General features: G+C 65.8%; 21 protein-coding genes. 8 read left to right on the forward strand and 13 right to left on the reverse strand.

Going from position 1 to position 22,342, the window contains the following annotated elements; all coding sequences use genetic code 11:
- Nucleotides 1-33: 33 nt before the first annotated feature.
- Together CYJ22_RS06165 and CYJ22_RS06170 are read right to left on the reverse strand one after the other, a co-directional pair.
- Nucleotides 34-417 carry a hypothetical protein gene (locus tag CYJ22_RS06165; RefSeq protein WP_009054585.1) on the reverse strand — a complete coding sequence of 128 codons (384 nt, stop codon included), beginning with the start codon at nucleotides 415-417 and terminating at the stop codon, nucleotides 34-36.
- 283 nt (nucleotides 418-700) lie between these two features.
- Nucleotides 701-1,684 (reverse strand): bile acid:sodium symporter family protein, encoded by a 984-nt coding sequence (locus CYJ22_RS06170; RefSeq protein ID WP_009054600.1) that lies wholly within the window; start codon nucleotides 1,682-1,684, stop codon nucleotides 701-703.
- 209 nt (nucleotides 1,685-1,893) lie between these two features.
- Between CYJ22_RS06170 and CYJ22_RS06175 the strand changes: the two genes are divergently transcribed.
- The gene (locus tag CYJ22_RS06175) at nucleotides 1,894-2,676 is read left to right on the forward strand and encodes a YwiC-like family protein (RefSeq protein ID WP_101601931.1); all 783 of its coding nucleotides are present in this window, start codon (nucleotides 1,894-1,896) and stop codon (nucleotides 2,674-2,676) included.
- A 67-nt stretch (nucleotides 2,677-2,743) separates the two neighbouring features.
- Here CYJ22_RS06175 and hisC read toward each other — a convergent pair whose 3' ends face one another.
- On the reverse strand, nucleotides 2,744-3,808 hold the full coding sequence (hisC, locus tag CYJ22_RS06180; protein WP_009054637.1) for a histidinol-phosphate transaminase: 1,065 nt from the start codon (nucleotides 3,806-3,808) through the stop codon (nucleotides 2,744-2,746).
- A 65-nt stretch (nucleotides 3,809-3,873) separates the two neighbouring features.
- Between hisC and CYJ22_RS06185 the strand changes: the two genes are divergently transcribed.
- Entirely contained in the window at nucleotides 3,874-4,260 is a 387-nt protein-coding gene (locus CYJ22_RS06185) for a phage holin family protein (RefSeq protein ID WP_009054590.1), read from the forward strand.
- Between the two features lie 26 nt (nucleotides 4,261-4,286).
- Here CYJ22_RS06185 and CYJ22_RS06190 read toward each other — a convergent pair whose 3' ends face one another.
- Nucleotides 4,287-5,972: an alpha/beta hydrolase gene (locus CYJ22_RS06190; protein ID WP_207760517.1), complete on the reverse strand. Its 1,686-nt coding sequence runs from the start codon at nucleotides 5,970-5,972 to the stop codon at nucleotides 4,287-4,289.
- Between the two features lie 2 nt (nucleotides 5,973-5,974).
- Nucleotides 5,975-6,271 carry a hypothetical protein gene (locus CYJ22_RS06195; protein WP_009054614.1) on the reverse strand — a complete coding sequence of 99 codons (297 nt, stop codon included), beginning with the start codon at nucleotides 6,269-6,271 and terminating at the stop codon, nucleotides 5,975-5,977.
- A gap of 210 nt (nucleotides 6,272-6,481) precedes the next feature.
- On the opposite strand from CYJ22_RS06195, the gene CYJ22_RS06200 reads away from it, so the two are divergent.
- The 3 genes from CYJ22_RS06200 (at nucleotide 6,482) to purB (ending at nucleotide 10,121) form a co-directional block, all read left to right on the forward strand.
- Entirely contained in the window at nucleotides 6,482-7,771 is a 1,290-nt protein-coding gene (locus CYJ22_RS06200; RefSeq protein WP_101601868.1) for a DNA cytosine methyltransferase, read from the forward strand.
- 3 nt (nucleotides 7,772-7,774) lie between these two features.
- Nucleotides 7,775-8,575, forward strand: a complete 801-nt coding sequence (locus CYJ22_RS06205; protein WP_101601871.1) for an endonuclease — start codon at nucleotides 7,775-7,777, stop codon at nucleotides 8,573-8,575.
- Nucleotides 8,576-8,663: 88 nt separating this feature from the next.
- Nucleotides 8,664-10,121 (forward strand): adenylosuccinate lyase, encoded by a 1,458-nt coding sequence (purB, locus tag CYJ22_RS06210; RefSeq protein WP_101601873.1) that lies wholly within the window; start codon nucleotides 8,664-8,666, stop codon nucleotides 10,119-10,121.
- A 95-nt stretch (nucleotides 10,122-10,216) separates the two neighbouring features.
- On the opposite strand, the gene CYJ22_RS06215 is transcribed toward purB, so the two are convergent.
- Nucleotides 10,217-10,858 carry a pyridine nucleotide-disulfide oxidoreductase gene (locus CYJ22_RS06215; protein WP_101601875.1) on the reverse strand — a complete coding sequence of 214 codons (642 nt, stop codon included), beginning with the start codon at nucleotides 10,856-10,858 and terminating at the stop codon, nucleotides 10,217-10,219.
- Nucleotides 10,855-12,336, reverse strand: coding sequence for an alpha/beta hydrolase (locus CYJ22_RS06220; protein WP_009054608.1), 1,482 nt, complete (start codon nucleotides 12,334-12,336; stop codon nucleotides 10,855-10,857). Before CYJ22_RS06220 ends, CYJ22_RS06215 begins: the two co-directional genes overlap by 4 nt.
- Nucleotides 12,337-12,483: 147 nt before the next feature.
- Between CYJ22_RS06220 and CYJ22_RS06225 the strand changes: the two genes are divergently transcribed.
- From CYJ22_RS06225 to CYJ22_RS06235, 3 genes are all read left to right on the forward strand, one after another.
- Complete coding sequence (locus tag CYJ22_RS06225; RefSeq protein WP_009054594.1) at nucleotides 12,484-12,774, forward strand: metal-sensitive transcriptional regulator; 291 nt, start codon at nucleotides 12,484-12,486, stop codon at nucleotides 12,772-12,774.
- Between the two features lie 15 nt (nucleotides 12,775-12,789).
- A complete protein-coding gene (locus CYJ22_RS06230) occupies nucleotides 12,790-13,035 on the forward strand; it encodes a heavy-metal-associated domain-containing protein (protein ID WP_009054619.1) in 246 nt (81 codons plus the stop codon).
- Between the two features lie 84 nt (nucleotides 13,036-13,119).
- The gene (locus tag CYJ22_RS06235) at nucleotides 13,120-15,699 is read left to right on the forward strand and encodes a heavy metal translocating P-type ATPase (RefSeq protein ID WP_101601877.1); all 2,580 of its coding nucleotides are present in this window, start codon (nucleotides 13,120-13,122) and stop codon (nucleotides 15,697-15,699) included.
- Between the two features lie 67 nt (nucleotides 15,700-15,766).
- On the opposite strand, the gene CYJ22_RS06240 is transcribed toward CYJ22_RS06235, so the two are convergent.
- The 6 genes from CYJ22_RS06240 to CYJ22_RS06275 form a co-directional block, all read right to left on the reverse strand.
- A complete protein-coding gene (locus CYJ22_RS06240; RefSeq protein WP_009054627.1) occupies nucleotides 15,767-16,933 on the reverse strand; it encodes a S8 family peptidase in 1,167 nt (388 codons plus the stop codon).
- The gene (locus CYJ22_RS10175; protein ID WP_165782129.1) at nucleotides 16,927-18,525 is read right to left on the reverse strand and encodes a hypothetical protein; all 1,599 of its coding nucleotides are present in this window, start codon (nucleotides 18,523-18,525) and stop codon (nucleotides 16,927-16,929) included. The genes CYJ22_RS06240 and CYJ22_RS10175 overlap by 7 nt, the downstream gene beginning before the upstream one ends.
- 19 nt (nucleotides 18,526-18,544) lie before the next feature.
- Nucleotides 18,545-19,033: a hypothetical protein gene (locus CYJ22_RS06260; protein ID WP_007589655.1), complete on the reverse strand. Its 489-nt coding sequence runs from the start codon at nucleotides 19,031-19,033 to the stop codon at nucleotides 18,545-18,547.
- Between the two features lie 53 nt (nucleotides 19,034-19,086).
- The gene (locus tag CYJ22_RS06265; RefSeq protein WP_007589657.1) at nucleotides 19,087-19,629 is read right to left on the reverse strand and encodes a hypothetical protein; all 543 of its coding nucleotides are present in this window, start codon (nucleotides 19,627-19,629) and stop codon (nucleotides 19,087-19,089) included.
- Between the two features lie 292 nt (nucleotides 19,630-19,921).
- Complete coding sequence (locus CYJ22_RS06270; protein WP_101601885.1) at nucleotides 19,922-21,469, reverse strand: DUF2079 domain-containing protein; 1,548 nt, start codon at nucleotides 21,467-21,469, stop codon at nucleotides 19,922-19,924.
- A complete protein-coding gene (locus tag CYJ22_RS06275) occupies nucleotides 21,466-22,314 on the reverse strand; it encodes a glycosyltransferase (RefSeq protein WP_101601888.1) in 849 nt (282 codons plus the stop codon). The genes CYJ22_RS06270 and CYJ22_RS06275 overlap by 4 nt, the downstream gene beginning before the upstream one ends.
- Between the last annotated feature and the right edge of the window lie 28 nt (nucleotides 22,315-22,342).

The following is a 22,342-nucleotide window of genomic DNA, read 5'->3' on the forward strand; positions in this document are numbered from 1 at the left end:
CACACGCGGGCATACACAATCTGATGGTGTGCGTCAGCGCGCGTTGCACACCGTTTCGAGCGACGACATCGACGTCGTGAAGGTCGTGTACAGATTCATAGCCTCGGTCATTTGCTCTGCCGAAGGCTCACCTCCCACCGTCTTGGCGAAATCGGCGAGAGCCTGAGCATTATCGCCCGCAGCCACCGCAGCAGCCTTCACTTCCGTGTTGGTAATGTCGTCAGACTTCAGGACAGTCGCAACGTTGGTCATGCCCTGAATCATGTCTTCCGTGTTGCTCGGATCCAGGCCATCAACTGCCTTGATGGCCTTGTCATTGATGATCTGGCAGGCAGCCTGCTTGGACTGTCCACCACAGGCAGCCAGGCTTAGGGGCAGCAGCGCGACGAGGGCGGCGGTCAGAAGACGCTTTTTCATGAGGGTTACTCCTTCGAGTATTTGTGATGGGTACCCGCAAAGCATATCGGATTTTTTCGTCATTGATTACCTCGCGGTTAACGAACATGCGTGCATTTTTTACACAATCCACTGCACGAATGACGAACGAGCCTGATAGCCGCTCCATTCGATACGAGGAGAGGACGGCTCCTACGCACGCACGAGGAGGGGGCGACCCCAACGGGCCGCCCCCTCCTCACTATCTACTCAGTCGAGGGCCGGAACTGGGGATCAGCGCTCACCCCGCCCCGGCCTCTCCTATTCAGGCCTGGCCGCCGTTCTTCCAGCGACGGAAGAAGGCTGCCAGCAGCGCGCCGGACAGGTTGTGCCACACGGAGAAAACGGCAGCCGGGAGCGCGGTCTCCGGGGTGGAGGCGAAGTGGGTTTTCGCCAGCGTCGCAGCCAGCGCCGAGTTCTGCATGCCGACCTCGATTGCGGTCGTGCGCGAGGCCTTGTCCGAGCCGCCGCCGACACGTCCGGCCAGGTAGCCGAAGAGGTAGCCGAGCAGGTTGTGGCAGATGACGACGGCGATGATGAGGGCGCCGGAGGTCAGGATCTTGTCGACCGAGCCCGACACGACGACCAGCAGCACGTAGCAGATACCCAGCACCGAGATCCAGGGCAGAATCGGCAGGACCTTTTCCACGTACTTGCCCGCAATGAAGCGAACGGCAAAACCGCCGAGCACGGGGGCGAGGACCATCAGCAGGATATTCTGCGCCATCGCCGCACCGTTCACCGGCATGCGCGACCCCACCAGCCAGGCGGTGAGCAGCGGCGTCATGAGGGGCGCGAGCAGCGTCGAGATCGAGGTCATCGTAACCGACAGAGCGACGTCTGCCTTCGCCAGATAGGAGATCACGTTGGAGGCGGTACCACCGGGCGCACAGCCGACGAGGATGACGCCGACCGCAACCTCGTTGGGCAGACGGAACACGTAGCACAGGGCCCAGCCGACGAGGGGCATGATGAGGTACTGCGCGACAACGCCCACGAGAACGGGTAGCGGGCGCTTCACGATGAGCCCGAAGTCGGGAATCGTCAGGGTCAGGCCCATGCCGAACATGATGACGCCAAGTGCCCAGCTGACGCCGGGAGCCAGCGGCTTAAAGGTATCGGGCGTGATCATGGCGATCGCGAAGGCCGCCAGGATCAGCAGGGGAAAGACCGTGACGGCGATGCGCGCGCTGCGGTCTTCCGAGGAAAGAGAGGGAGATTGAGTTGTAACTGCGTCTGATGTGGACATGCCACCATATTTCACCGATTGTTGAAATATGCCCGCTTCAGTCTCACGTTGTGACCCTCCCAGTATTGAGCCTCACAGGCGTACTTCACTAAGCTAAGGCTATGCACAGTGCAGCGCCGCAGACTCACACAACGCCCGAACGCACCGCGGATGGCGTCACCAATCGCGCACCGGGGCGCCCGAAGCCACGCCACCACAACAATCCCCGCATGCGTAAGCTTGCCCGCGACGGCTGGATCTCTGACCAGCACGGCGCGTGGACGATGATGGCTTTCCCGCCGCTGCTCGGGTGGGCGCTGTCCTTTACCTTCTCCTGGACGGTCGTCCTCATGCTGGTGGCGTGGGCGATGGCCTTCCAGATGTTCTCGGCGGTATGCCTATGGGTCAAAACGCCCGCCAAGCGCCGCGGCCGCATCGCCCCCGCGGTCCTGACCTACGCCGTGCTCGCGGCGCTCCCCGGCGCCACCCTCCTGGCCGTGCGCCCGCAGCTGCTGTGGTGGGCGATTGCCTTCGCGCCCCTCGCCTCGTCGGCGCTCTACCTCGTATGGAAGGGCCGCGAGCGCTCCCTGGGTGCCCGCGCGGCTTCAATCCTGGCGGGCAACATCATGGGCCCCGTGGCGTTCTCGCTGGCGACGGCGGACGGTTCACCGGCTGCGGTGACGCTCCAGGCGTGGGCGACGTGCGCCGCGTTCGGCCTGCACTACATCGGCACGGTTCCCCTGGTTCGTTCGATGATCCGCGGCCGCAAGGATCCACGCTGGGCAGTAGGTTCCACGCTGTTGCACGCGGCGTTCACGCTGTGCGCGGCCGTGGCGTGGTGGTTCGGTGCGCTTGAGATCTGGCCCGTCCTCATGTGGGCGTGCCTGACCGCGCGCGCGTGGGTCATGCCGACGCTGAACCGGACCCGCACGCGTCCCTTCTCCCCCAAGTTCATCGGATTCAGCGAGCTCGGCTGGTCACTTCTCCTCATCGCCTCGCTGCTGATCCCGTAAATCGCGGCACCCCGATGGGGTCACGGGCGCGTCCGTTTCGTCGGGCGCGCCCATTGGCATGCTAACCCTACGCGCCAATGCCCGCGGTGCGCACAAACTCGGCGGCCACGGACAGGAAACGGTCGTTCTGCTCGCGCGAGCCGACCGAGACGCGTACGCCCACACGGAAGGGACGCACGATGAGGCCGACGCGCGCGCATGCCTCGACGAGGCCGTAGACGTCGCCGCGGATCAGGTAGAAGTTCGACTGGCTGTCGGGGATGTCGTAGCCGAGGTCTCGCAGCGCCGGGATGATGCGCTCGCGTTCGGCGATGATCTCGGCGACCGCGCGCTGCACGCCCTCGGCATCCTTGAGGGAGGCGAGGGCCGCGGCGAGGGCGAGAGAACTAACGCCGAAGGGCACGAGGAGGGCCTGGATCGCGCCGATCACCTCAGGATCGCCGATGGCGTAGCCGACGCGCACGCCCGCCAGCGCGTGAGCCTTGGAGAAGGTGCGCATGACGATGACGTTGGGGTGGTCCTCGATGAGGGGGACCGCGGTGCGTACGCCGGGCTTGGTCGCGAAGTCGATGTAGGCCTCGTCGACGATGATCATGACGTCGTCGGGGACGTCGGCGACGAAGCCGGCGATCTCCTCGTAGGTGAGGGCGGGGCCGGTCGGGTTGTTGGGCGAGCAGACGATGACGGCGACGGTGTCGGGCGTGATCGCTGCGCGCATCGCGTCAAGGTCGTGGGTGGCGTCCGGAAGGAGCTCGACGGGCACGGGGTCGCCTCCCACGGAAGGGATGGCGATCGGGTAGGACTCGAAGGAACGCCAGGGGTAGACGACCTGGCTGCCGGGCTGGCAGACGGCGGACAGTGCGGCGACGAGGATCGCCGAGGAACCGGTGCCCACGCACACCTGGTCCGCGCCGACGCCGAAGCGCCCCGCGAGGGCCTCGCGCAGGGGTGCGGCCGTCAGGTCGGGGTAGCGGTTGATCGTCTCGAGTTCGCGGGCGATCGCCTCGAGTACCGCGGGGCTGGGCGGGCTTGGCATTTCGTTCGAGGAGATCTTAACGGCGTCGGGGGCCGTCTTGCTCGGCACGTAGCGCGGCAGTGCGGCGACGGCGGGGCGAATGCGCAGGTTGGTCATGCGTGTAGTCCTATCCCATGGGACTGGACCGTGCAAGCATCGTCCCACTGAGCAAGAATGAAGAAATGGATTTCATTGCACGTTTGTTGGCCACGATGGCCGGCCTGTGGGTGACGACCCACGTGGTCTCGTCGATTTCGATCGACTCTTCGTCGGCGTCGGAAACCGTGATTGTTCTGGCCGTCGTCGCCCTGGTGTTCACTGCGGTGAACTCGATCATCAAGCCTGTGGTGACGACGCTGGCATTCCCCCTGTACCTCCTGACCTTCGGCCTGTTTGCCCTGGTGACGAACTCTCTGCTATTCGCGCTGACGGGGTGGCTGTCCACGTCGCTCGGATTCCCCATGACGACGGGCGGCTTCTGGTCGTGCCTGGTGGGTGCGATCATCACCTCCATCGTGTCCGCGCTTGTCTCGGGTATTCTGCGCGACAAGAAGGACAAGAAAGACTGAGTATCCCCGCTCTCTCTCGAGGCGTATCACCCCTGGGTGATGCGCCTCGTTTGATAGTGGTGGACGGTGGTCTGCGTGTTGTGGGTAAGGCCGAGCGCCTGGGTGCGCCTGGCCTCGGCGGCTGCCAGAGCTCCGAGGCCGGGGTCGGACGAGGTGTGGGCCGCATCGAGGGTGCTCCGGATTTCATCGACGTACAGGGGTGCGCTGTGCGAGCAGGGCACGGGATCGTCGGCGTGGCACGTGGCCTCGTAGTCGCGGAACATGACGGTCGTGACGTTGTCCCCGCGCGTGGCATTTCCGTCCAGGCCGGGAACGATGTCGCCGGAGTTTTCGTAGGCGAGGACGGGCACATCGCTGGGCGCAATCGTCGCCGTGGGCGAACCGGCGGTGACGACGGAGACGACGTTGTAGCGGGCGCGCACGGAAGGGTCCGCGGCCAGCTGAGCCGCCATGATGCCTCCCTGTGAGTGTCCGGCGAATTCGACGGCCTCGCCCGGTGCGATGCCCGCCGCGTTCATGGCTTCCTTGATAGCGTCGAGCTGGTCCGAGGTCATACCGGCCACGCCTTGCAGGTTGGTGGTCATGTCCTGGGGTCCTGTTTGCCCGATGGAGAAGGACTGAGTGCCCCGGATGTCGACGGTCCACGAGCGCGTCGTCACCCCGTCATCCCCGAGCGTCACGTGTTCCTCGATGGCGATCTCGCCGTTGTCGGCGTCTCCCCCATGCATCTGCGTGATGTGTTCGATGGCGTCGGCGCTGGTGGTGACGCCTGTGTAGTGGGTGTCGGGTGCCGCGTCGGGCATGGCCGCGAGCGCGGCCTGTGTCCGCGCGTCGAGGGCACCGGACGGAATACGTGCGGCGGCCTCGCTGTGATGGACGTGCGCATTCCCGTCCGCGCCTCGCACGATGACCCCGCAGCTGACTCCGTGGCCCCAGTGGAAGTCAACGAGCCCCAGGTACGCGAGGAAGGGCGCAGCGAGCGCGGCCACCCCGGACGCTGATTGCGTGGACGTCGAGTTGAGGTCCTGGCTGACTCCCAGCCCCACCAGAGCCCCTGCAACCCCTCGGTAGACGGGCGAGGAGTTGACGTCCAGGGCGAACCTGCCGAGGTCGCGTTGGAAGCGGGCACCAGAGGCCTCGTCCGCGTGGTACTTGAAGAGCAGTCCGTCGATCACGGTGTCGCACAGATCTTTGTCTGCGACTAACGCTGAGAGGCCGGGCATGAGGAGGGTGGAGAGCCAGGGCACGCCGGCGCGCGCGGATGCGTCTTGCGCACCGTGTACGAGCGCCGAGGCTCCATTGAGTACAAGGCCACCGGGACCCATGACCATTGCGCCGAGCCCCGACGCGCTCAGCTGCGGACCCATCGGGCTGCCGGGGACAAGCTCCCACAGGGAAGAGCCGTTCTCGGCATTCGTGTAGGTGAGGGCCGCGTCCTGCAGTTTCCATCGCAGGGAGTCGATCTCGCCCTCGAGAAAGTCAAGGGCGGACAGGGCGCCCGTGATCGCGGAGGCAAGGTGCGCGGAGGCCTCCGGGACGAGGCCGGATACCGCCTCTGCCTCGCCGAGGGCGGCGTCGAGGGCGAGCCGCGCTGGCACGACCGCCATCATTGCCTCGCCGGTGATGAGGGTGTGTGCTGCGCACAGTTGGTCGACGTCGACGCTGAATGCCCCGGAGCTAACTGTGACGTCTCGGCGCGGGTCGAATGCCATAATCACCACGCTCCCAATGCGAGGAGTTCGGGCTGGGAGACGGCGGCCTCGGCAAGGCTACGGGCGAAGGCGTGGTTGCGCTCCTCGTCGAAGGCGGGGACAAGGCTCAGGGCAGCCTGGATCTGGTCGAGGACGCCCTGCGCGCAGGCGAGCACCTCGCCGTGTTGGTTCCGATAGGAGTCTCCCGCGACGCCAGTCCACTGCGGGCACGACGCGCACGCGATGGCCGAGCGTAGCGTTTCGACGAGGCCGTGGGCGGCGTGCAGGGACAGTCCGGGGCTGAGGGGTTCGGGGATCATGAGGGGCTCCCATCGGTGGACGATGCGTTGTTGTCCTTGCACGCTACGCCGCCCTACTCCCCCACCACCAGCCGCGCGGCACTCCCTGTGGATAACCACCCAGCACCCAGCACCCCTGTGGATGACACGCCCAAGACATCCACGCAGAAGATGAACAACGCGATAGCGACCTGAACCGCTGATGAAGGTGCACCGTTGTAGCATCGGAGCATGCCACTCGACTACACACGACCGCTCGCCGTCGACCTCTTTGCAGGAGCAGGAGGACTATCTCTCGGCCTCGAACAGGCCGGATACGAAATCGCGGCCGCAGTCGAGTACGATCCCATTCACGCGGCGGTCCACGAGTACAACTTCCCGTACGGAAAGACCTTCGCTCGGGATGTTACAGGCATCACCGGCACTGAGATTCGCAGCAAATCCGAGATTGGAGACAGGGAGATTGCCCTGGTTGCCGGCGGCCCGCCGTGCCAAGGAATATCCCTCATTGGCCGCCGCGCTATCGATGATCCTCGAAACGCACTGTTGAAAGAATATGTGCGTTTGGTTCTCGAACTGCAGCCCCGTCATTTCCTCATGGAAAACGTTGCGGGTCTGACTGTCGGCAAGCACCGTCAGCTGCTCACAGAAGTGATCGATCTTCTGTCTGATGGTGGGTATCAGGTACTCACCCCCTATCGCGTTTTGCAGGCCGCGGACTACGGTACGCCGCAGTCTCGTAAGCGCCTCATCCTTTTGGGCGCCCGCAAGGACGTGCCGCTACCGCACTATCCGGAACCGCTTGTCACACCTCGACCTATTCGAAACAAGCCTCTCCCGAGCGATCCTGTGCTGCCCTTTGGTCCCTCCGTCAATGACGCACTCTCGGATATACCCGACGCTCACTCCATCGATGAGCTCCTCGATGGAGACACCGCGTCCAATGTCGTTTACGGCACCCCTTCGGACTACGCGGCAGAGCTGCGCGGCATAACAACTGCCGCAGACGATTTTTCGCACCCTCGCCGCTTCGACCGTTCCGTGTTGACCTCGTCGAATCGGACGAACCACACGAGCACGTCAATTGAACGTTTCGATGCGACAACACCGGGCGATGTTGAGCCTGTCTCGCGTTTCCTTCGACTAAACCCCGAGGGAATCTGCAACACGCTGCGCGCCGGTACTGCCTCTGATCGAGGCGCTTTTACGGCGCCTCGTCCGATCCACCCGACATATCCCCGCGTCATTACCGTCCGAGAAGCGGCTCGTCTTCACGGCTATCCCGATTGGTTCCGGTTCCACGTCACGAAGTGGAATGGCTTCCGCGAGATCGGCAATTCTGTTCCGGCACGCCTCGGGCGGGCCATTGGTTCAGCACTTCTGAAGGCAGATAACGTCACGCCTACTCGCGGTGCGACCGTCGAACTCGGCGACCCGGCGCTTCTGTCAATGAACGCCAGCGAAGCAGAAAAGTACTACGGGATCGAAGAACGCGTCATCCCCCAACGTGATAGGAAATAGCTGATGGTCAAAGAAGCCTCATCAGATCTGTATTCACTCATCTTGGAACGGGTCTTCTTCAAACACTTCCACGATGGCGCAACCTCTATCTGGAAGAGGGATGAGCTCCTTGAGGCAGCGAACGAACTCGATGTTCGAGCACCTAAAAACCTCGGAGATCTCATCTACGCTTTCCGCTATCGCCGCACGCTTCCTGAAAGCATACGCGCAGCGGCTCCGGAGGGTATGCAGTGGATTATTCGAGGAAAAGGGCGAGCTGAGTACCAGTTTGAGCTCGTGAAACAACAGGTTCGCATCATTCCGAATCCTTCTCTCGCCCGCATCAAAATTCCGGACGCAACTCCGCAAATTATTCGTTCCTCTGCGCTCGGTGATGAGCAGGCTCTGCTCGCCTTGGTTCGTTACAACCGACTCATTGATATCTTCTTGGGAATCACTACCTACTCCCTCCAGAACCACTTACGCACAACAGCGCCGGGTATCGGGCAAGTGGAAATTGATGAGATCTATGTTGGCGTCGACGGTGGCGGCAGGCAGTACATCCTGCCGGTACAGGCGAAGGGCGGCAAGGATGAGATTGGCGTGACGCAGGCGGAACAAGACCTCGCTGTGTGCGCTGACAGGTGGCCATCCATGATCGCACGTCCGATTGCTGCTCAGTTTGCGGATGACGGCTTGATTGCTTTGTTCGAGCTTGCTCTTCAGGACGGCGAGCTTCGAATCAGGCGCGAGGAACACTATCAGCTTGTGCCGTCAGAGCAAATTACGCCCGAGGATCTTCACGCATACCGGTTAAACCCCTAGCCAGCCCCGGCCTCGTACGTTACCCACGCCACGAACCGCCGAGCGGACTGGGCGTCCCGATGGCCCCTCGTTCTGGGAAGATAGGGGTATGAGCGACACGATGACACTGTTCTCCACTGCCCACGGCTATTCGGACCTGGCGGGCGGGGGTGAACCGCTCAGCCCGCTGGACGGCCGCTACCGCGCGGTCGCCGCGCCCCTGGCGAACTACCTGTCCGAGGCGGGCCTGAACCGCGCGCGCGTGCACGTCGAGATCGAATGGCTGATTTTCCTGCTCGACAACTCGGTCCTGCCCGGCGCCCCGACGCTGACCGACGCCGAGCGCGACTACCTGCGCGCACTCACGCGTGACTTCGGCGCCGACCACATCAAACGCCTGGGCGAGTTCGAGGCCGTCACCCGCCACGACGTCAAGGCCGTCGAATACCTGATCGGCGAATACCTCGAGGCTGCGGCCAGCAAGCTGGGCGAGGGCACGAATCTGCCGTCCCTGCGCGAGGTCGTCCACATCTTCTGCACCTCCGAGGACATCAACAACCTGGCGTACGCGCTGACCATCAAGGCGGCGACCGAGCAGGTGTGGCTGCCCGCGATCCGCGCGCTCCTGGATCGCCTGCGTGGCCTCGCCGAGGCCGGGGCGGACGTTCCGATGTTGGCGCACACGCACGGCCAGCCGGCGACGCCGGTGACGGTCGGCAAGGAGATGGCTGTGTTCGCGCACCGCCTGTCCCGCCAGATCAAGCGCGTCGAGGCCACTGAGTACCTGGGCAAGATCAACGGCGCGACGGGCACGTGGGCCGCGCACGTCGTGTCGGTGCCGGGCGCGGATTGGCCGACGCTGGCGCGTTCCTTCGTGGAGGGCCTGGGCCTGACGTGGAACCCGCTGACCACGCAGATCGAGTCGCACGACTGGCAGGCCGAGCTGTACGCGGACGTGGCGCGCGCGGGCCGCATCGCCCACAACCTGGCGACGGACGCGTGGACCTACATTTCGATGGATTACTTCCACCAGAACCTGGCGGCGCAGGGCTCGACGGGCTCGTCGACGATGCCGCACAAGGTCAACCCGATCCGCTTCGAGAACGCGGAAGCGAACCTGGAGGTGTCGAACGCGCTGCTGGATTCCCTGGGTGCGACGCTGGTGACCAGCCGCATGCAGCGCGACCTGACGGATTCGACGACGCAGCGCAACGTGGGCGTCGCGTTCGGTCACGCTGTGCTGGCCTACGACAACCTGGTGCGCGGCCTGGATGGCATCGAGATCAACGCAGCGCGCATGGCGGCCGACCTGGACGCGAATTGGGCGGTGCTCGGCGAGGCCGTCCAACAGGCGATGCGCGCCGCCGCGATCGCGGGCGCGACTGGCATGGCGAACCCGTACGAGCGCCTCAAGGAGCTGACGCGCGGCCACGAGGTGGGCGCGGAAGACATGCGTGAGTTCATCGCGGGCCTGGGTCTGCCGGCCGAGGTGGAGGAGCGCCTCCTTGCGCTGACCCCCGCGACCTACATCGGCCTGTCCGAGCGCCTGGCGCGCTGGGAGGCCTGAGCTCTAGCGGTTGGGGCGGCGGGTGCGCGGTTGGTCCGCGCCTCGCCGCCTTTTCCATTATTTCCCGACCTCAACGAGGCCGGGGCCAACGAAGGTCACGGCCTCCAGGCGGGGTCGCACTCGGGCGCGCCGTAGCGGTCGTAGAGCTCGTCGGGGCGCGCGATCTCGTCGGCGAAGCCGAGGGCGCTCATGTCGACGACGGTGTCGGTCTGCGCGCCGGGGGCCTCGAGGTCGCCGGCCTCGTCGTGGGCAAGGAGAACTCGTGCGCGCACGCTGACCGGCGCCATTTCGGGATTGTTCCAGGTCGCGCGGGTGATCGCGTCGAGGGCACGCGTGGCAGCCTCATGCTCCGACAGAAAATCGGAGGAGGCCACGACCACGTCGATGGATACGAGGGAGGGGCGCCCGAAGCCCTCGCCGACCTCGACGTGGACGACGCGGCGCGGCGCGCGGGCCTCACCTGCATCGGCGTCGTGCGCACGCACAGGGAAGCCGGAGTCGAGCGCCGCGGTCGCCAGGTCGACGAAGCGCTGTGTGCGCCCGGTGCCCCTCGTCGAGGACAGGGCGCGCCACGCGATGCCCGCGCCCAGGGCGCCCACGCCGAGCGCGCCGATCATGAGCGGACCGGCGATCTGCGGGAGCCGCCCGCGCAGGCCGGAGGAGGCTGCCTTGTTGACGGGGGTCGAGACGCGCATCCATCGGCGCACCTCGCGCAGGGGGGCGTTGGGGTCGGTCATGACCTGTCCTTTCTCAGGGAGGAGAGGGCGGAAGCGATGCGCGCCGGGAGGGCCGCGCGGCGCCGGGCTCGGGCGACGCGGGGCAGGCGGGGGGCCGTGACCGCGTAGTCGATCGGATAGGTGGCGGATTCGTAGGAGCTGGCGCGTTCGAGTGCGGCAACCGTGTCCCACGTGCCCTCAGCGGTCGGGGTCAGGATGTCCTGCCAGATCTCGTAGTGCATGACGCGGGTGTCCTCGCCCGGGGTGGGCAGGAAATCCTGCAGGGCCGCCATTGACGAGGCCAGCCGACCCCACGGGGTCACGCGCACCTTACGCTCGAGGAGACGGACGGTCTCGGTGTAGGTCGAGGAGGAGTGCGCGTAGTAGAGGGGGCGGGTACGAGGCCTCACGAGGCTTCGTCCGACGGTGACGCGCCGGTCGGGGGCACGGTCGGGCGAGCCGTCGAGGCTCGGCATGACGTCCTGGTCGTGGTAGACGGCGACGGTCACCACGTCGGGGCGCACGCGGATGCGCCGGTTCGGGCCGCCCGTGGATAGGATGCCGCCGACGTTGACCCCGGCCTCGTCGGGTGGGACGGAGGCGAGGGCGGCGGCGACGATCCCGCCCTGGGAGTGGCCGCAGATGAGGACGGGTTCGCGCGCCCATCGATCGGCGGGCACGCCGTCGCGTTCCATGGCGGCGTGGAGGGCGCGCACGACGCCGACGCTCATCGCGCTTTCCAGGCCGAGCATGAGTCGGATGTTCGTCTCGGCGTCGGCCGGGTTGTTCGTGGAGCGCCACGTCATGGACTCGGTGCCGACCAAGGAGAGAAGCCAACGGCGAGCCTCGCCCTCGCCGACGCGGGTGATCTTCACGGCCGGGCCGATCGTGCGCGACCAGTAGAGTTCGTCGATGTCGGCGCACATGTCGGAGAGAAGCGCGGGCGGATCGACGCGGCGGATCTGGGCCTCGGGGTGGCCGGGCAGCGGGTCCTGGAACGCAGGGTCGGCGTCGGAGTCGCGCAGCAGAGCGACATGGACCTCGCCGCCACGCAGGGCACCCACGGCCGTGCCGATCGTCAGCATTCCGGTCATGAGGGCGTCGTATCCGCGCCTGGGGATGAGGGGCAGCATGCGGGCCATGCGCCCGTCCCTGTCCGCGCCGACGGCGACGACGGCTTGCGCCCAGGCGCGCCCCACGGTCGCCGTGCGCCGAGCGACGTGCGAGAGGGAGCGGATGAGGAGGGTGTCGAGGCCGGGGTTATCGAAGAAGATGCGCTGCGATTTCTCGCTGATCGCTGTGCCCATGTCGTCGGAGAGGGAACGCGCGCGGGTGCGAACATCCTGCGGCAGGGCGGAGATTTCCGCGAGCGCGCCGACGGCGACCGTGGCCGCGAGGGCGGGCACGACGGGGGCGACTTTAAGGCGCAGGTAGAGGCCGGGGTAGGCCTGGGGGACGCGGCGGATCGCGCGGTAGCGCCGACGCGGGCGTCGCTTCATGTCCCCTCCTTCACCTTAGTGCTGCCTCCACCCTACGGCGGGCCGGGCCTGGGCGCGCCTCATTGAGGGATGCGTGTCGCCACCCCCACAGCGCTCGTTGACGGCACCCCCTTGACACCCATACCCCCTAGGGGTACTATCATTTCCATGAGCAACGAACACGGCTACCACGGCAACACCGAGAATCATCTCGCGCGCCTGCGCCGCATCGAGGGCCAGGTCCGCGGCCTGCAGCGCATGATCTCGCAGGGTGACTACTGCATCGACATCCTCACGCAGGTCTCGGCCGTCCAGTCCGCACTCGATTCGGTCGCGGTCAACCTGCTCAAAGACCACATGAACCACTGCGTCGTCACGGCGGCGCGCGAATCCGACGAGGCCGCGCAGGCCAAAGTCGACGAGGCGGCCGCGGCCATCGCGCGCCTCATCAAGTCCTAATAACAAGGAGACATCATGACCACCGAGATCGATCGCACCATTGAGCTGTCCGTCGACGGCATGACCTGCGGCCACTGTGTGATGAGCGTCAGCGAAGAGCTGAGCGAGATCCCCGGCGTGAAGAACGTTGACGTGATCCTCAACTCGGGCGCCACCTCCAAGGTGACGGTCCTGACCGACACCCCCCTGGACGACGCGGCGCTGAGCGACGCGGTGTCCGAGGCCGGCTTCAAGCTGGTCGGCATCTCGCGCGACTTCTGAGGTTTCCCACGCCTCACCGACGAGGCCGGGGCACCTCCCCGGCCTCGTTTCCTTTCACCCGATACATACCCCCGGAGGGTACCCATGTCCACTGACTCCGTGACGACTACTTCCGCGGCCGCCCCTTCTTCCCTTGAGGCCACCCCGGCCTCGACCCCCGCTCCCCAGGTCGGCGAGGGCACCCGCGCCCACGCCGCCGACCTGCGCCGACGCCTCATCGTCTGCGCGCCGCTGGGCATCCTCGCGATGATTCTGTCGATGGTTCCCGCGTGGCAGTTCACGGGGTGGCAGTGGGTCGTCGCGGTGGCCTCGATCCCGGTGGTGACGTGGGGCGCGTGGCCCTTCCACCGGGCGGCCTTTGCGGCGGGTCGCCACGGCTCGACAACGATGGACACGCTGGTCTCCCTCGGCGTCATCTCCTCGACTCTGTGGAGCTGGTGGGCGCTGCTGTGGGGCGGTGCCGGGATGCTCGGCATGCGTATGCACATGAGCCTGATCCCGCGCGCGGCGCACGCCGGCCACGCGGAAATCTACTTCGAGGGCGCGTGCATGATCGTCGTGTTCCTGCTGACGGGCCGCTACCTGGAGGCACGCGCACGCTACCGCGCGGGCGACGCGCTGCGGTCGCTGCTGCGCATGGGCGCGAAGGAGGCGACGCTCGTGAGCGTCGATCCCGCGACCGGCGAGCGCACGGAAACGGTCGTGCCCGCCTCATCCCTGCAGGTCGGCGACCTCTTTGCGGTGCGCCCGGGCGAGAAGGTGGCAACCGACGGCGTCATCGTCGAGGGTTCCTCCGCCCTGGACACCTCGCTCCTGACGGGCGAGTCCGTGCCCGTGGACGCCGCCCCCGGCGACGCGGTGACTGGCGCGACCGTCAACACGTGGGGGTCCCTGCTGGTGCGCGCCACGCGCGTCGGCTCGGATACGACGCTCGCGCAGATCGGGCGCATGGTCGCCGAGGCCCAGGCCGGCAAGGCCCCCGTCCAGCGCCTCGCGGACCAGATTTCGGGCGTGTTCGTCCCGATCGTCATCGCCGTCTCCCTGCTCACCCTCGGGGGCTGGCTGCTTGCGGGCGGCAGCGTTCAGGCCGCGTTCACGGCGGCCGTCGCCGTCCTGGTCGTGGCGTGCCCGTGTGCGCTCGGCCTGGCCACGCCCACCGCAATCCTCGTCGGGTCGGGGCGCGCCTCGCAGCTCGGCATCCTCATCAAGAACGCGGAAATCCTCGAGCAGACGCGCTCAATCGACACGATGCTGCTCGACAAGACGGGCACGGTGACCACGGGCGTCATGTCCCTCGAGTCGGTCGCGGTCGCGCCCGGCGCGGGAAGCTCCCCCGAGGTGGACGAGGACTCGGCCCTGTCCCTTGCAGCCTCCGTCGAGTCCCTCTCCGAGCACCCCGTCGCCCGCGCGATCACGTCGGGTGCATCGGACCGCGGCCTGTCACTGGAGCCCGTGACGGCGTTCGCGAATCAGCCCGGACTCGGCGTCGTCGGCATCACCGCCCAGGGCGGCGTGCTGGTCGGTCGCCCGTCGTGGCTGGCTTCCCTGGGCATCGACGTGCCCGCTTCCCTTCTCGAGGCCGTACGCGAGGCCGAGGCCTCGGGTGCCTCCGCCGTCGTCGCGGCGCTCGCGCCAAACCTGGGTTCCGCTGCATCCTCCTCCCCGGAGTCGGCAGCCGCCACGCCCGAGGCGCCCGCATCCATCACACTGCCCGGCCCCGACGCCGAGCTGCCCCTCGCGACGCTCACCATGAGCGTGGGCGGCATGACCTGCGCGTCCTGCGTGCGCCGCGTCGAGCGCAAGCTCGGCAAGCTCGACGGCGTGAAGGCCGAGGTCAACCTGGCCACCGAATCCGCGCGCATCACGCTCACCGCCCCGCACAGCGACGAAGAGCTCGAGGCCGTCGTGAACGCCGCCGGCTACCACGGCACGGTTACCTCCCGTTCTGAGGCCGCATCCTCCGACGGCGCACCCGCGGCTGGCGGCAACGCGGGTGGGGATACCGGTACCCCCACCCAGCCCGGCACCACCCCGGGCGCGGGCGAGCGCGAGGGGGCCCCGGCCTCGTCCCTGGTGATCCCCGAGCGCGTCGAGGGCCGCGCGATTGCCACACTCGTCGTGCGCGACACGGTCAAGGAGTCCTCCGCGGATGCGATCGCCCAGCTGCGCGAGCTTGGCATCGAGCCGATCCTGCTGACCGGCGATAACGAGGCGGCGGCCCGCCACGTCGCGGGTCAGGTGGGCATCGAGCGCGTCATCGCGGGCGTCCTGCCCGACGGCAAGCGCGACACCGTCGCCGATCTACAAGCCGAGGGGCGCACGGTCGCGATGGTGGGCGACGGCGTGAACGACGCGGCCGCCCTCGCGCAGGCCAGCGCGAAGGGCCTGGGCATCGCAATGGGCTCGGGCACGGACGTGGCGATCGAGGTCGCGGACATGACACTCATGAACTCGTCACTCACCTCGGCGGCGACCGCGATCCGAGTGTCGCGCCGGACGCTGCGCATCATCAAGGAAAACCTGTTCTGGGCGTTCTTCTACAACGTCCTCATGGTGCCGCTCGCGATCGCTGGGCTCCTCTCCCCCATGCTTGCGAGCGCCGCGATGGCGTGCTCGTCCGTGTTCGTGGTCCTCAACTCGCTGCGCCTGCGCACGGCGAAGTAGCCGCACAAACGGCACGAGTGCCGCGTGGCCGGACATCCGGCTGCGCGGCACTCGGTGCGTCACGCGTTTACTTCTGGTGGTATCGGGGACTGGTTCCAATGTGCGGTACGTTGGATAGAGCAGAGGCGTATGCAACTGACTCATCAAATCCGCGGTAGACGTAGGAATCGGCCATGTTCACACCGAGGGGGTTAATGACTGCGTCTGCGAGATCCAATTGCTCCTTGGGTGTAGGACGGCTACCCGTGCCTTTGTCAGCTAAGGGGTTCTCATCGGGGTACTGTGACGGGTCTGTTCTCATCAAGGAAGCGCCATCAATTGCCCCGTAGCCGGTGTACTGGTTCCAGTCATGGTTGGGGTTGAGGCTATTCTTCACGAGGAGTTGGAGCAGCTGATTGGTGCTCGCGTTGGGCCATTTCTGTCGTGCCATGGCCATGAATCCGGCAGCTATTGCGGTAGCGTTAGATGTTCCCTGAGTGGTGGTGATGGCACCGGTGTCCACGCTGCGAACATTGATGGGGCCTCCGAACGCTGCGGTTGTAACACCAGGACCGTAGGAGGAGTAGGTGGCAAAAGACCTATCAGCGTTGATTGCGGATACTCCTACGACGCCTGACCAGCGGCCTAAGCTATCGGTGTCTTCTGCTCCGTTGTTTCCCGCGCCTGCCATGATGATGACTCCTTCATTCATGGCGCGAGCCACTGCCCACATGAGGCTTGGTGACCGATCTTCGCTGGTCGCGGAAATCGAAATGATCTGCGCACCGTCATCAATGGCTTGGTTGATGAGGACATCGAGGTTTGCTCGATAATCTGTAGCTGTTTCACAACCGGTTGTGTCATCTGGCCACCCACCGGCTTGATAGGTGTATAACGTTGCGTCGGGCGCGACACCGTATTTCTGGGAGACCAGAAGGGCAGCCATTTGGTTACCGTGATCCTTCTTGTCTCCCTTGGCAATGATCGTACACCGGCTCTTATCGGTTATGTTGGCGCCGGCCAGTTCCGGGTCGCTGAGGTTGACGGGGCTGTCAATGAGGGCAATGATCACACCCTTGCCGGTATAGCCCTTCGCTCGTGCTTGGTCAAGGTGGTAGTAGGAGAAGTACTCCTGCGAGGTGATCTCGTCCGCGTACGCGGGAGCCGGGGCCGCCGTCAGTGCGCCCGCACTCAGCGCGAGGGCGCAGGCGGCAGTTGTCAGAGCACGCACGGAGTTGCCAAAGAAGGTCACCATTGGCGTAGGTCCCATCCGTCGTCCTCCCGCTTGGCGGGAGCGATGGTGCGGTCTGTTCCGTAGGTCTGGGACAGGGGGTTGACGTAGCCTGCGGGCAGATCATCCTCATCCTCATCCACCGTGAAAGCCACGTACTTGCGCTTGCGGCCCTTCTTGTCGTCCTTGCCCATGCCGCCGCCAGCACCCGCGCCGCCGCCCATGAAGCCGCCGCCAGCACCCGCGCCGCCGCGACCGGCAGCGCCAGCCGCACCGGCCGCACCACCACCGGCGCCGGTCGTACCGGTCACGCCGGAAGCGCCCGCACCGGCCGCACCGTTCGCGCCGGCCACGGAAGCGGGGGGAGTGTAGGAACCAAAACCCGAACCCGAGTACGTGCCCACGCGCAGGTTCGAAGTACCCATAGCGCCAGCTGAACCGGTCGTGCCCGTGATACCACGCAGGCCGCCCATACCGAGGCCGTTCGCCGAACCCGATGCGCCAGAGGCTCCGCCCAGGCCACCAAAGCCCGAACCCATGCGGGCGGCACCGCGCATGCCCAGCGCGCCAGCGCCCAGCACACCAGCGCCACCCAGACGACCAGCCATGGCAGCGTCAGATGCAGCGCCGCCGTTGAGGCGCCACAGTGGATGCTGCGCATCAGCGGGGGGAGCCGGGGTGTGGCCGCCGACGACGCCGTTGCGATACGTGGTGCCGTTGACGCGCGTGTGGAGCAGGTCGGTGTCCATGAGGTCCTGCGGGTCAGTGATCGGGTTCGTGCGCGAACCCAGCTCGCCGTACGGCAGCTCCTGCTTGGGGACGGCTCCAGAGGCGATCACGCGGTTACGAGCAGCAGCCGCATCGGCCTCACTCCACCACGGCTTATCGAAGCCGCCCGGGTAGCCCTCACCGTTACGGCCAGCCTCACGACCAAAACCATTCTCCGGCGAATAACCGCCGCCTCCATCTCCGCGAGTGTGGGTTTTCCCGTCAGAAGGTGTGGTGCCGCCATGATCGCCCGAATCGGGATCCGCTGTAACTGTGGCGATGTCGACGTGTTTCCCCTTGCGCACGTCCGACATTGTTCCTGACAAGTCAGTGGTCCGATTGTTAATCGTATCGAGGATACGTTGGCAGGATTCTTCGCGCTGGGCATTCGCCTGCGCCTCGACGCCTGCGACGTACGCTTCTCCTGTTGTAATGCGCATGGGGCCGAGTGCGATCCCACCACCAGGCTTATCGGACGGAACGAAGACAAACTTGTCGTCGCGCATTGCTGCGGTCTCGGCGTCAAGAAGGCTATCACTGATGTTTTGACCTTCTGCGTAGGCAGCTGCCATCGCATCGCGTGCTGCCGTGTAGACGGTGTGGCCGGCCTCGTATTGCTTACGGTAGTTGTTGATTCGATCGATCGATGTTTCGACCCACTTGTCCATCGCTTCCGCAGCTTTGCCAGTAAAACCGTGGCTCTGCCGATACTCCTCGAGTCGCTTTACTGCATCATCAAAACCATGGATAGTGTTCTCGTGCTCGGTTTCCCAGCGCTCGAGGTCGCCGTTGGCCCTTGCGTGATACAAAAAGGTTTTGAGCTTGTGATAGTTGGGTGAAGACGCCATGATGAACGCCTTTTTTCTCTTAGTCGTCGTACTCAGTTGCAGCACCAGTGTCAGAGGGGGCGCCTGTGGTTCCCTGAGTATCAGTGGAAGTGGGCACTGGTTTCACATCTTTCTCAGTCACAGCGTATCCGCCGTTTTCGAGAGCCTTCTTAAGATTGCGTGAGGCCTCTGAATCAGAGACCGTGTGAAGAGCATCCTTGACCTTATGGAATGAGTACTCGGCATCCCACTCGGCGTCCTTGACTGCTTCCATCACATGCTTCGTCTCGGTAATGAAGGTTGAGATGAGAGCATTCTCTTCCTCGAGAATCTTCGAGATGTCGCCGAACAGGCCCGCGGTGCTATGACGCATGGCTGCGGGACCTCTTTCGTTCCCCCACGCGGTGAAGTCTTGCGCGGCGCTGAGCTTGTTAGTGTTCTCCGAAGAGTTCTTGACGGCAGCCCCACCATCCTCCGCATGAGGGAGTGCTTCTTCCTGCTTCTTGTGACGGTACGCCAAATCTGTCACAGCATTCTCCTTATGGTGACGGGATGTGTTTCGCGCAGTTCCGCGCGTGGTTCTTATGATTTGACCTTGAAGCGGCGGACGATAGGTTGCGCGGGCTGATCGGGGCCGTCGATCTTCATAGTCCACACGTAAGTGGTGTCCTTGTCACTGCCTTCGACCTCAACGGTCCATGAGGAGTAGTACTGGCAGTCCTGCTCGACGCACAGATCGTAGGTGTCTTGGCCGAGGCGCCAGTAATCAGTGGCCGACATGAGTCTGTATGCGTAAGACTCTTTATCAACGGAAATCGTTCCGTTTTCTTCCAGCTTGAACGGTTCTTCGAAGATGCCATCGCTCTGACCGATTAGCTGCGCGCCGACCATGTTGTTCAGGGCGTTGGCTTTTTCGACGATCTTGTTCTTCTCGGCGCCGGAGGCGGAGTTCATCTGGCTGATGAGGTCGCGCTTGATGCCTTCGGGGATGTTCTTCATCGAGGCGATGTCCGTAGAATTCGAACCTCCACCGCCGGGGAGCCTTATGCAGCCGGTCAGACCAACGGCCACCAGAAGCAGGGACGAGGCCGCTGCAAGGGTGCGGCGAGACGCGAGAGAGGACATACTTTTCTCCTACTGTCAGACTGGTCAATCATATGCGACTTGTTGACCTGCGTGTCAACAAATGACAACACCGGGAGGGCCGAGCGCATCGTCGTCGCAGGAGCGCGTCATTGACGGTTGCCGACCGTATTATGACGCGGGAAGATGGGCCGACTGATACGTGGCGCCGATGAACCCATGCAGGTGTCGTGACGCAACCGGCGACCGCCGTGAATTTATGAACCCCAGTTAAAATTGGACATGTATTCGACACCGAGGTGAGCGACGAGATGCTGCCTCACTGACATACCGCTTACGAGGTACGCCTTGCGACGCGGAAGCCCTGCTTGGCGTAGACGGTCTCGTAGGAGTAGCCGGGGTGGGCGGCGCTCCCCCACGACTCGGCGTCGACCTGCTGATCGCCCCACGCGTAGGAGCGCGCATCGATGACGACATACTCCGGCGGGGTATCCATGGTGCCAGTCGTTCCCACCCAGTAGACCTCGCGACCGGGCACGAGGCGCGCGAGCAGCGTCGTGTCGGTCTCGACGCTCACCCCCTCAGGCACCGCGTCGAGCGCGCCGAGGGCGGCGGCCATGCGCGGGTCCTCCTTGAGGTCGGGCAGGTGCCACAGCGGCAGGGACGAGGCCGTGAGAGCCAGAGACAGTGCGGGGATGCACGCGACTGCCCACGCGGCCACCCGCCACCCCCTTGTTGGCGAGGCCGAGGCCCCCTGATCGGCATGCAACTCACGCACCGCGCCTTCTCCCACAGCCTCCGCAAGCGCGGAGGCGGACGCCGAACGAGAGGCCCGCTTGGGAGCGAGCCACTGGTCGATGACATCCAGCAGGGAGCACGCGGCGATGGGGACGAGCACGGCGTTGTAGTGCCACGAGTCCCACACGTAGTAGGTCTCGACGGAGCCCGCGAAGCGCCAGGCGAGGGTCGGGAGGACCAGCGCAAACCAGGGGGACCCGGTGCCCACGAGGCCCGCGCCGGCCGCGAGGACGAGGAGCGTCACGAGCTTGACAGAGGGAGTCGTCAGGATGTCCCACAGGGAGGGGATTGCGCGGGCGGAGGTGGTTCCACCGGTCGGCGTGCCCGCGCCGGTGGCGGAGCCGTCGAGCGAGTAGGCCCACGTGCCAGCCGGGTTCATCGCCGGGAGCAGCACCTTGACTGTCAGCGCAAACGCGACGATGCCGAACAGAGCGTACGCTAACGACCGCAGGACAGCGGCACGCCCGTCGTCTCTGCGGCGCCACGCGATCGCGAGTCCAGCGACGAAGACCGTCAGCCCGAGATCCTCCTTGACAAGAACCAGCGGCGCCAGCCACGCCATGCACGCCCCCCACCGTCGTTCGACGAAGGCAACTCCACCGAAAGCCAACAGCGGGACGGCCACGCAGACCTCGTGAAACTGGGCGCCAACCGCACCCTGGAGCCCCCACCCCAGGCCGTAGGCGAGCCCGACGAGGAGCGCGCCGCCTCGACCGAGGAGACGCTGCGCGAGGCGCGCGATCGGCGCGGCCGACGCGGCTATCAGCACGTCCTGGATGACGAGGAGGGTCAGCGCGGAGGGGAAGAGACGGAAGATCGGACCGAGCAGCGCCAGGATCGGATGGAAGTGATCACCCAGCAGGTTGTAGCCGGGCCCCTTGATGGGGACGATGGGTGCCTCGAAGCGCGAGTAGGCCTGGACGGCCTCGGTGAAGATGCCAAGGTCCCACGAAGGGGCGACAAGCGCGCGCCACTGCGCCACCGAGTAGCAGACGTAGAGTGCGCCGACGACGCAGGCGATGAGGGTGGGCAGCCACCAGGTCACCACCAGGCGACCGACGGCTAATCGATCCGGGCCCTTCACCCGACCATCTCCGCGGGGCGCGCGTCAGAAGAATCGGATTCCTCCGCCTCGTCGCGGGCCGAGGCCGGGGCCGGGTAGGGCACGCCGATCCCCTGTTCATGGTCGGCGCGGCGCTTCGAGCGCGCGTCGGAGTGGAAGAGCTGGCTGACCGTGGCGCGCACGGCGTCGAACATGCGCGCCGGGCGGTTGAGCGAGCCGAGCGAGCGGTCCGCGCCAGAGTGGGCGAAGTTGCAGGGGACCTCCATGACGGACAGGCCCGCGCGCAGCACGCTGATAGTCATGGCGGCTTCGAGCACGTAGCGGCCCGCGAAGGGCATGGCCGCGTCGATGGCCTCGCGCGTCAGGCAGCGCTGGTAGCTGAGGGGGTAGTGGCAGTTCCAGCCGGTCTTGCGGCGGATGAGCCGGCGGGCGACGCCCGGCCCGTAGCCGGAGTACTCGCGTCCCGCCGACGGGACGGCAATCGCCATGTCGGCCTGGCGGGCGAAGACGGCCTCGACGAGGGCGGTGGCCTCGACCGCGGATTCGCCGAGGTCGGGGGAAAGAAGCAGGATGTGGCGGGGCGGCCCGTCAGGGCGGTCGCGCATGGCGGCGACCTTCACGCCGGTCTCGATCGCCGAGGCACGCCCGCGCTCGACGGAGTGGCGCACGACGACGGCGCCGGCGGCACGGGCGGCACGCCCGGTGTCGTCCGTGGAACCATCGTCGACGACAATGAGGAGGTCAACGCTGGGTATGGCGCGGCACGCGCGCACGGTGGCCGCGACGGCGCGTCCAACGTTGTGCGCAGCGATGACGGCGGCGACGCGCTGCGGCTGGGAACCTCGAGATCCGGCGGGATAGTTCACGACTAACAGTCTACGGGCGGCGGGGCGC

It is taken from the genome of Schaalia odontolytica (genome assembly GCF_002847525.1).
GTDB lineage: Bacteria > Actinomycetota > Actinomycetes > Actinomycetales > Actinomycetaceae > Pauljensenia > Pauljensenia odontolytica_B.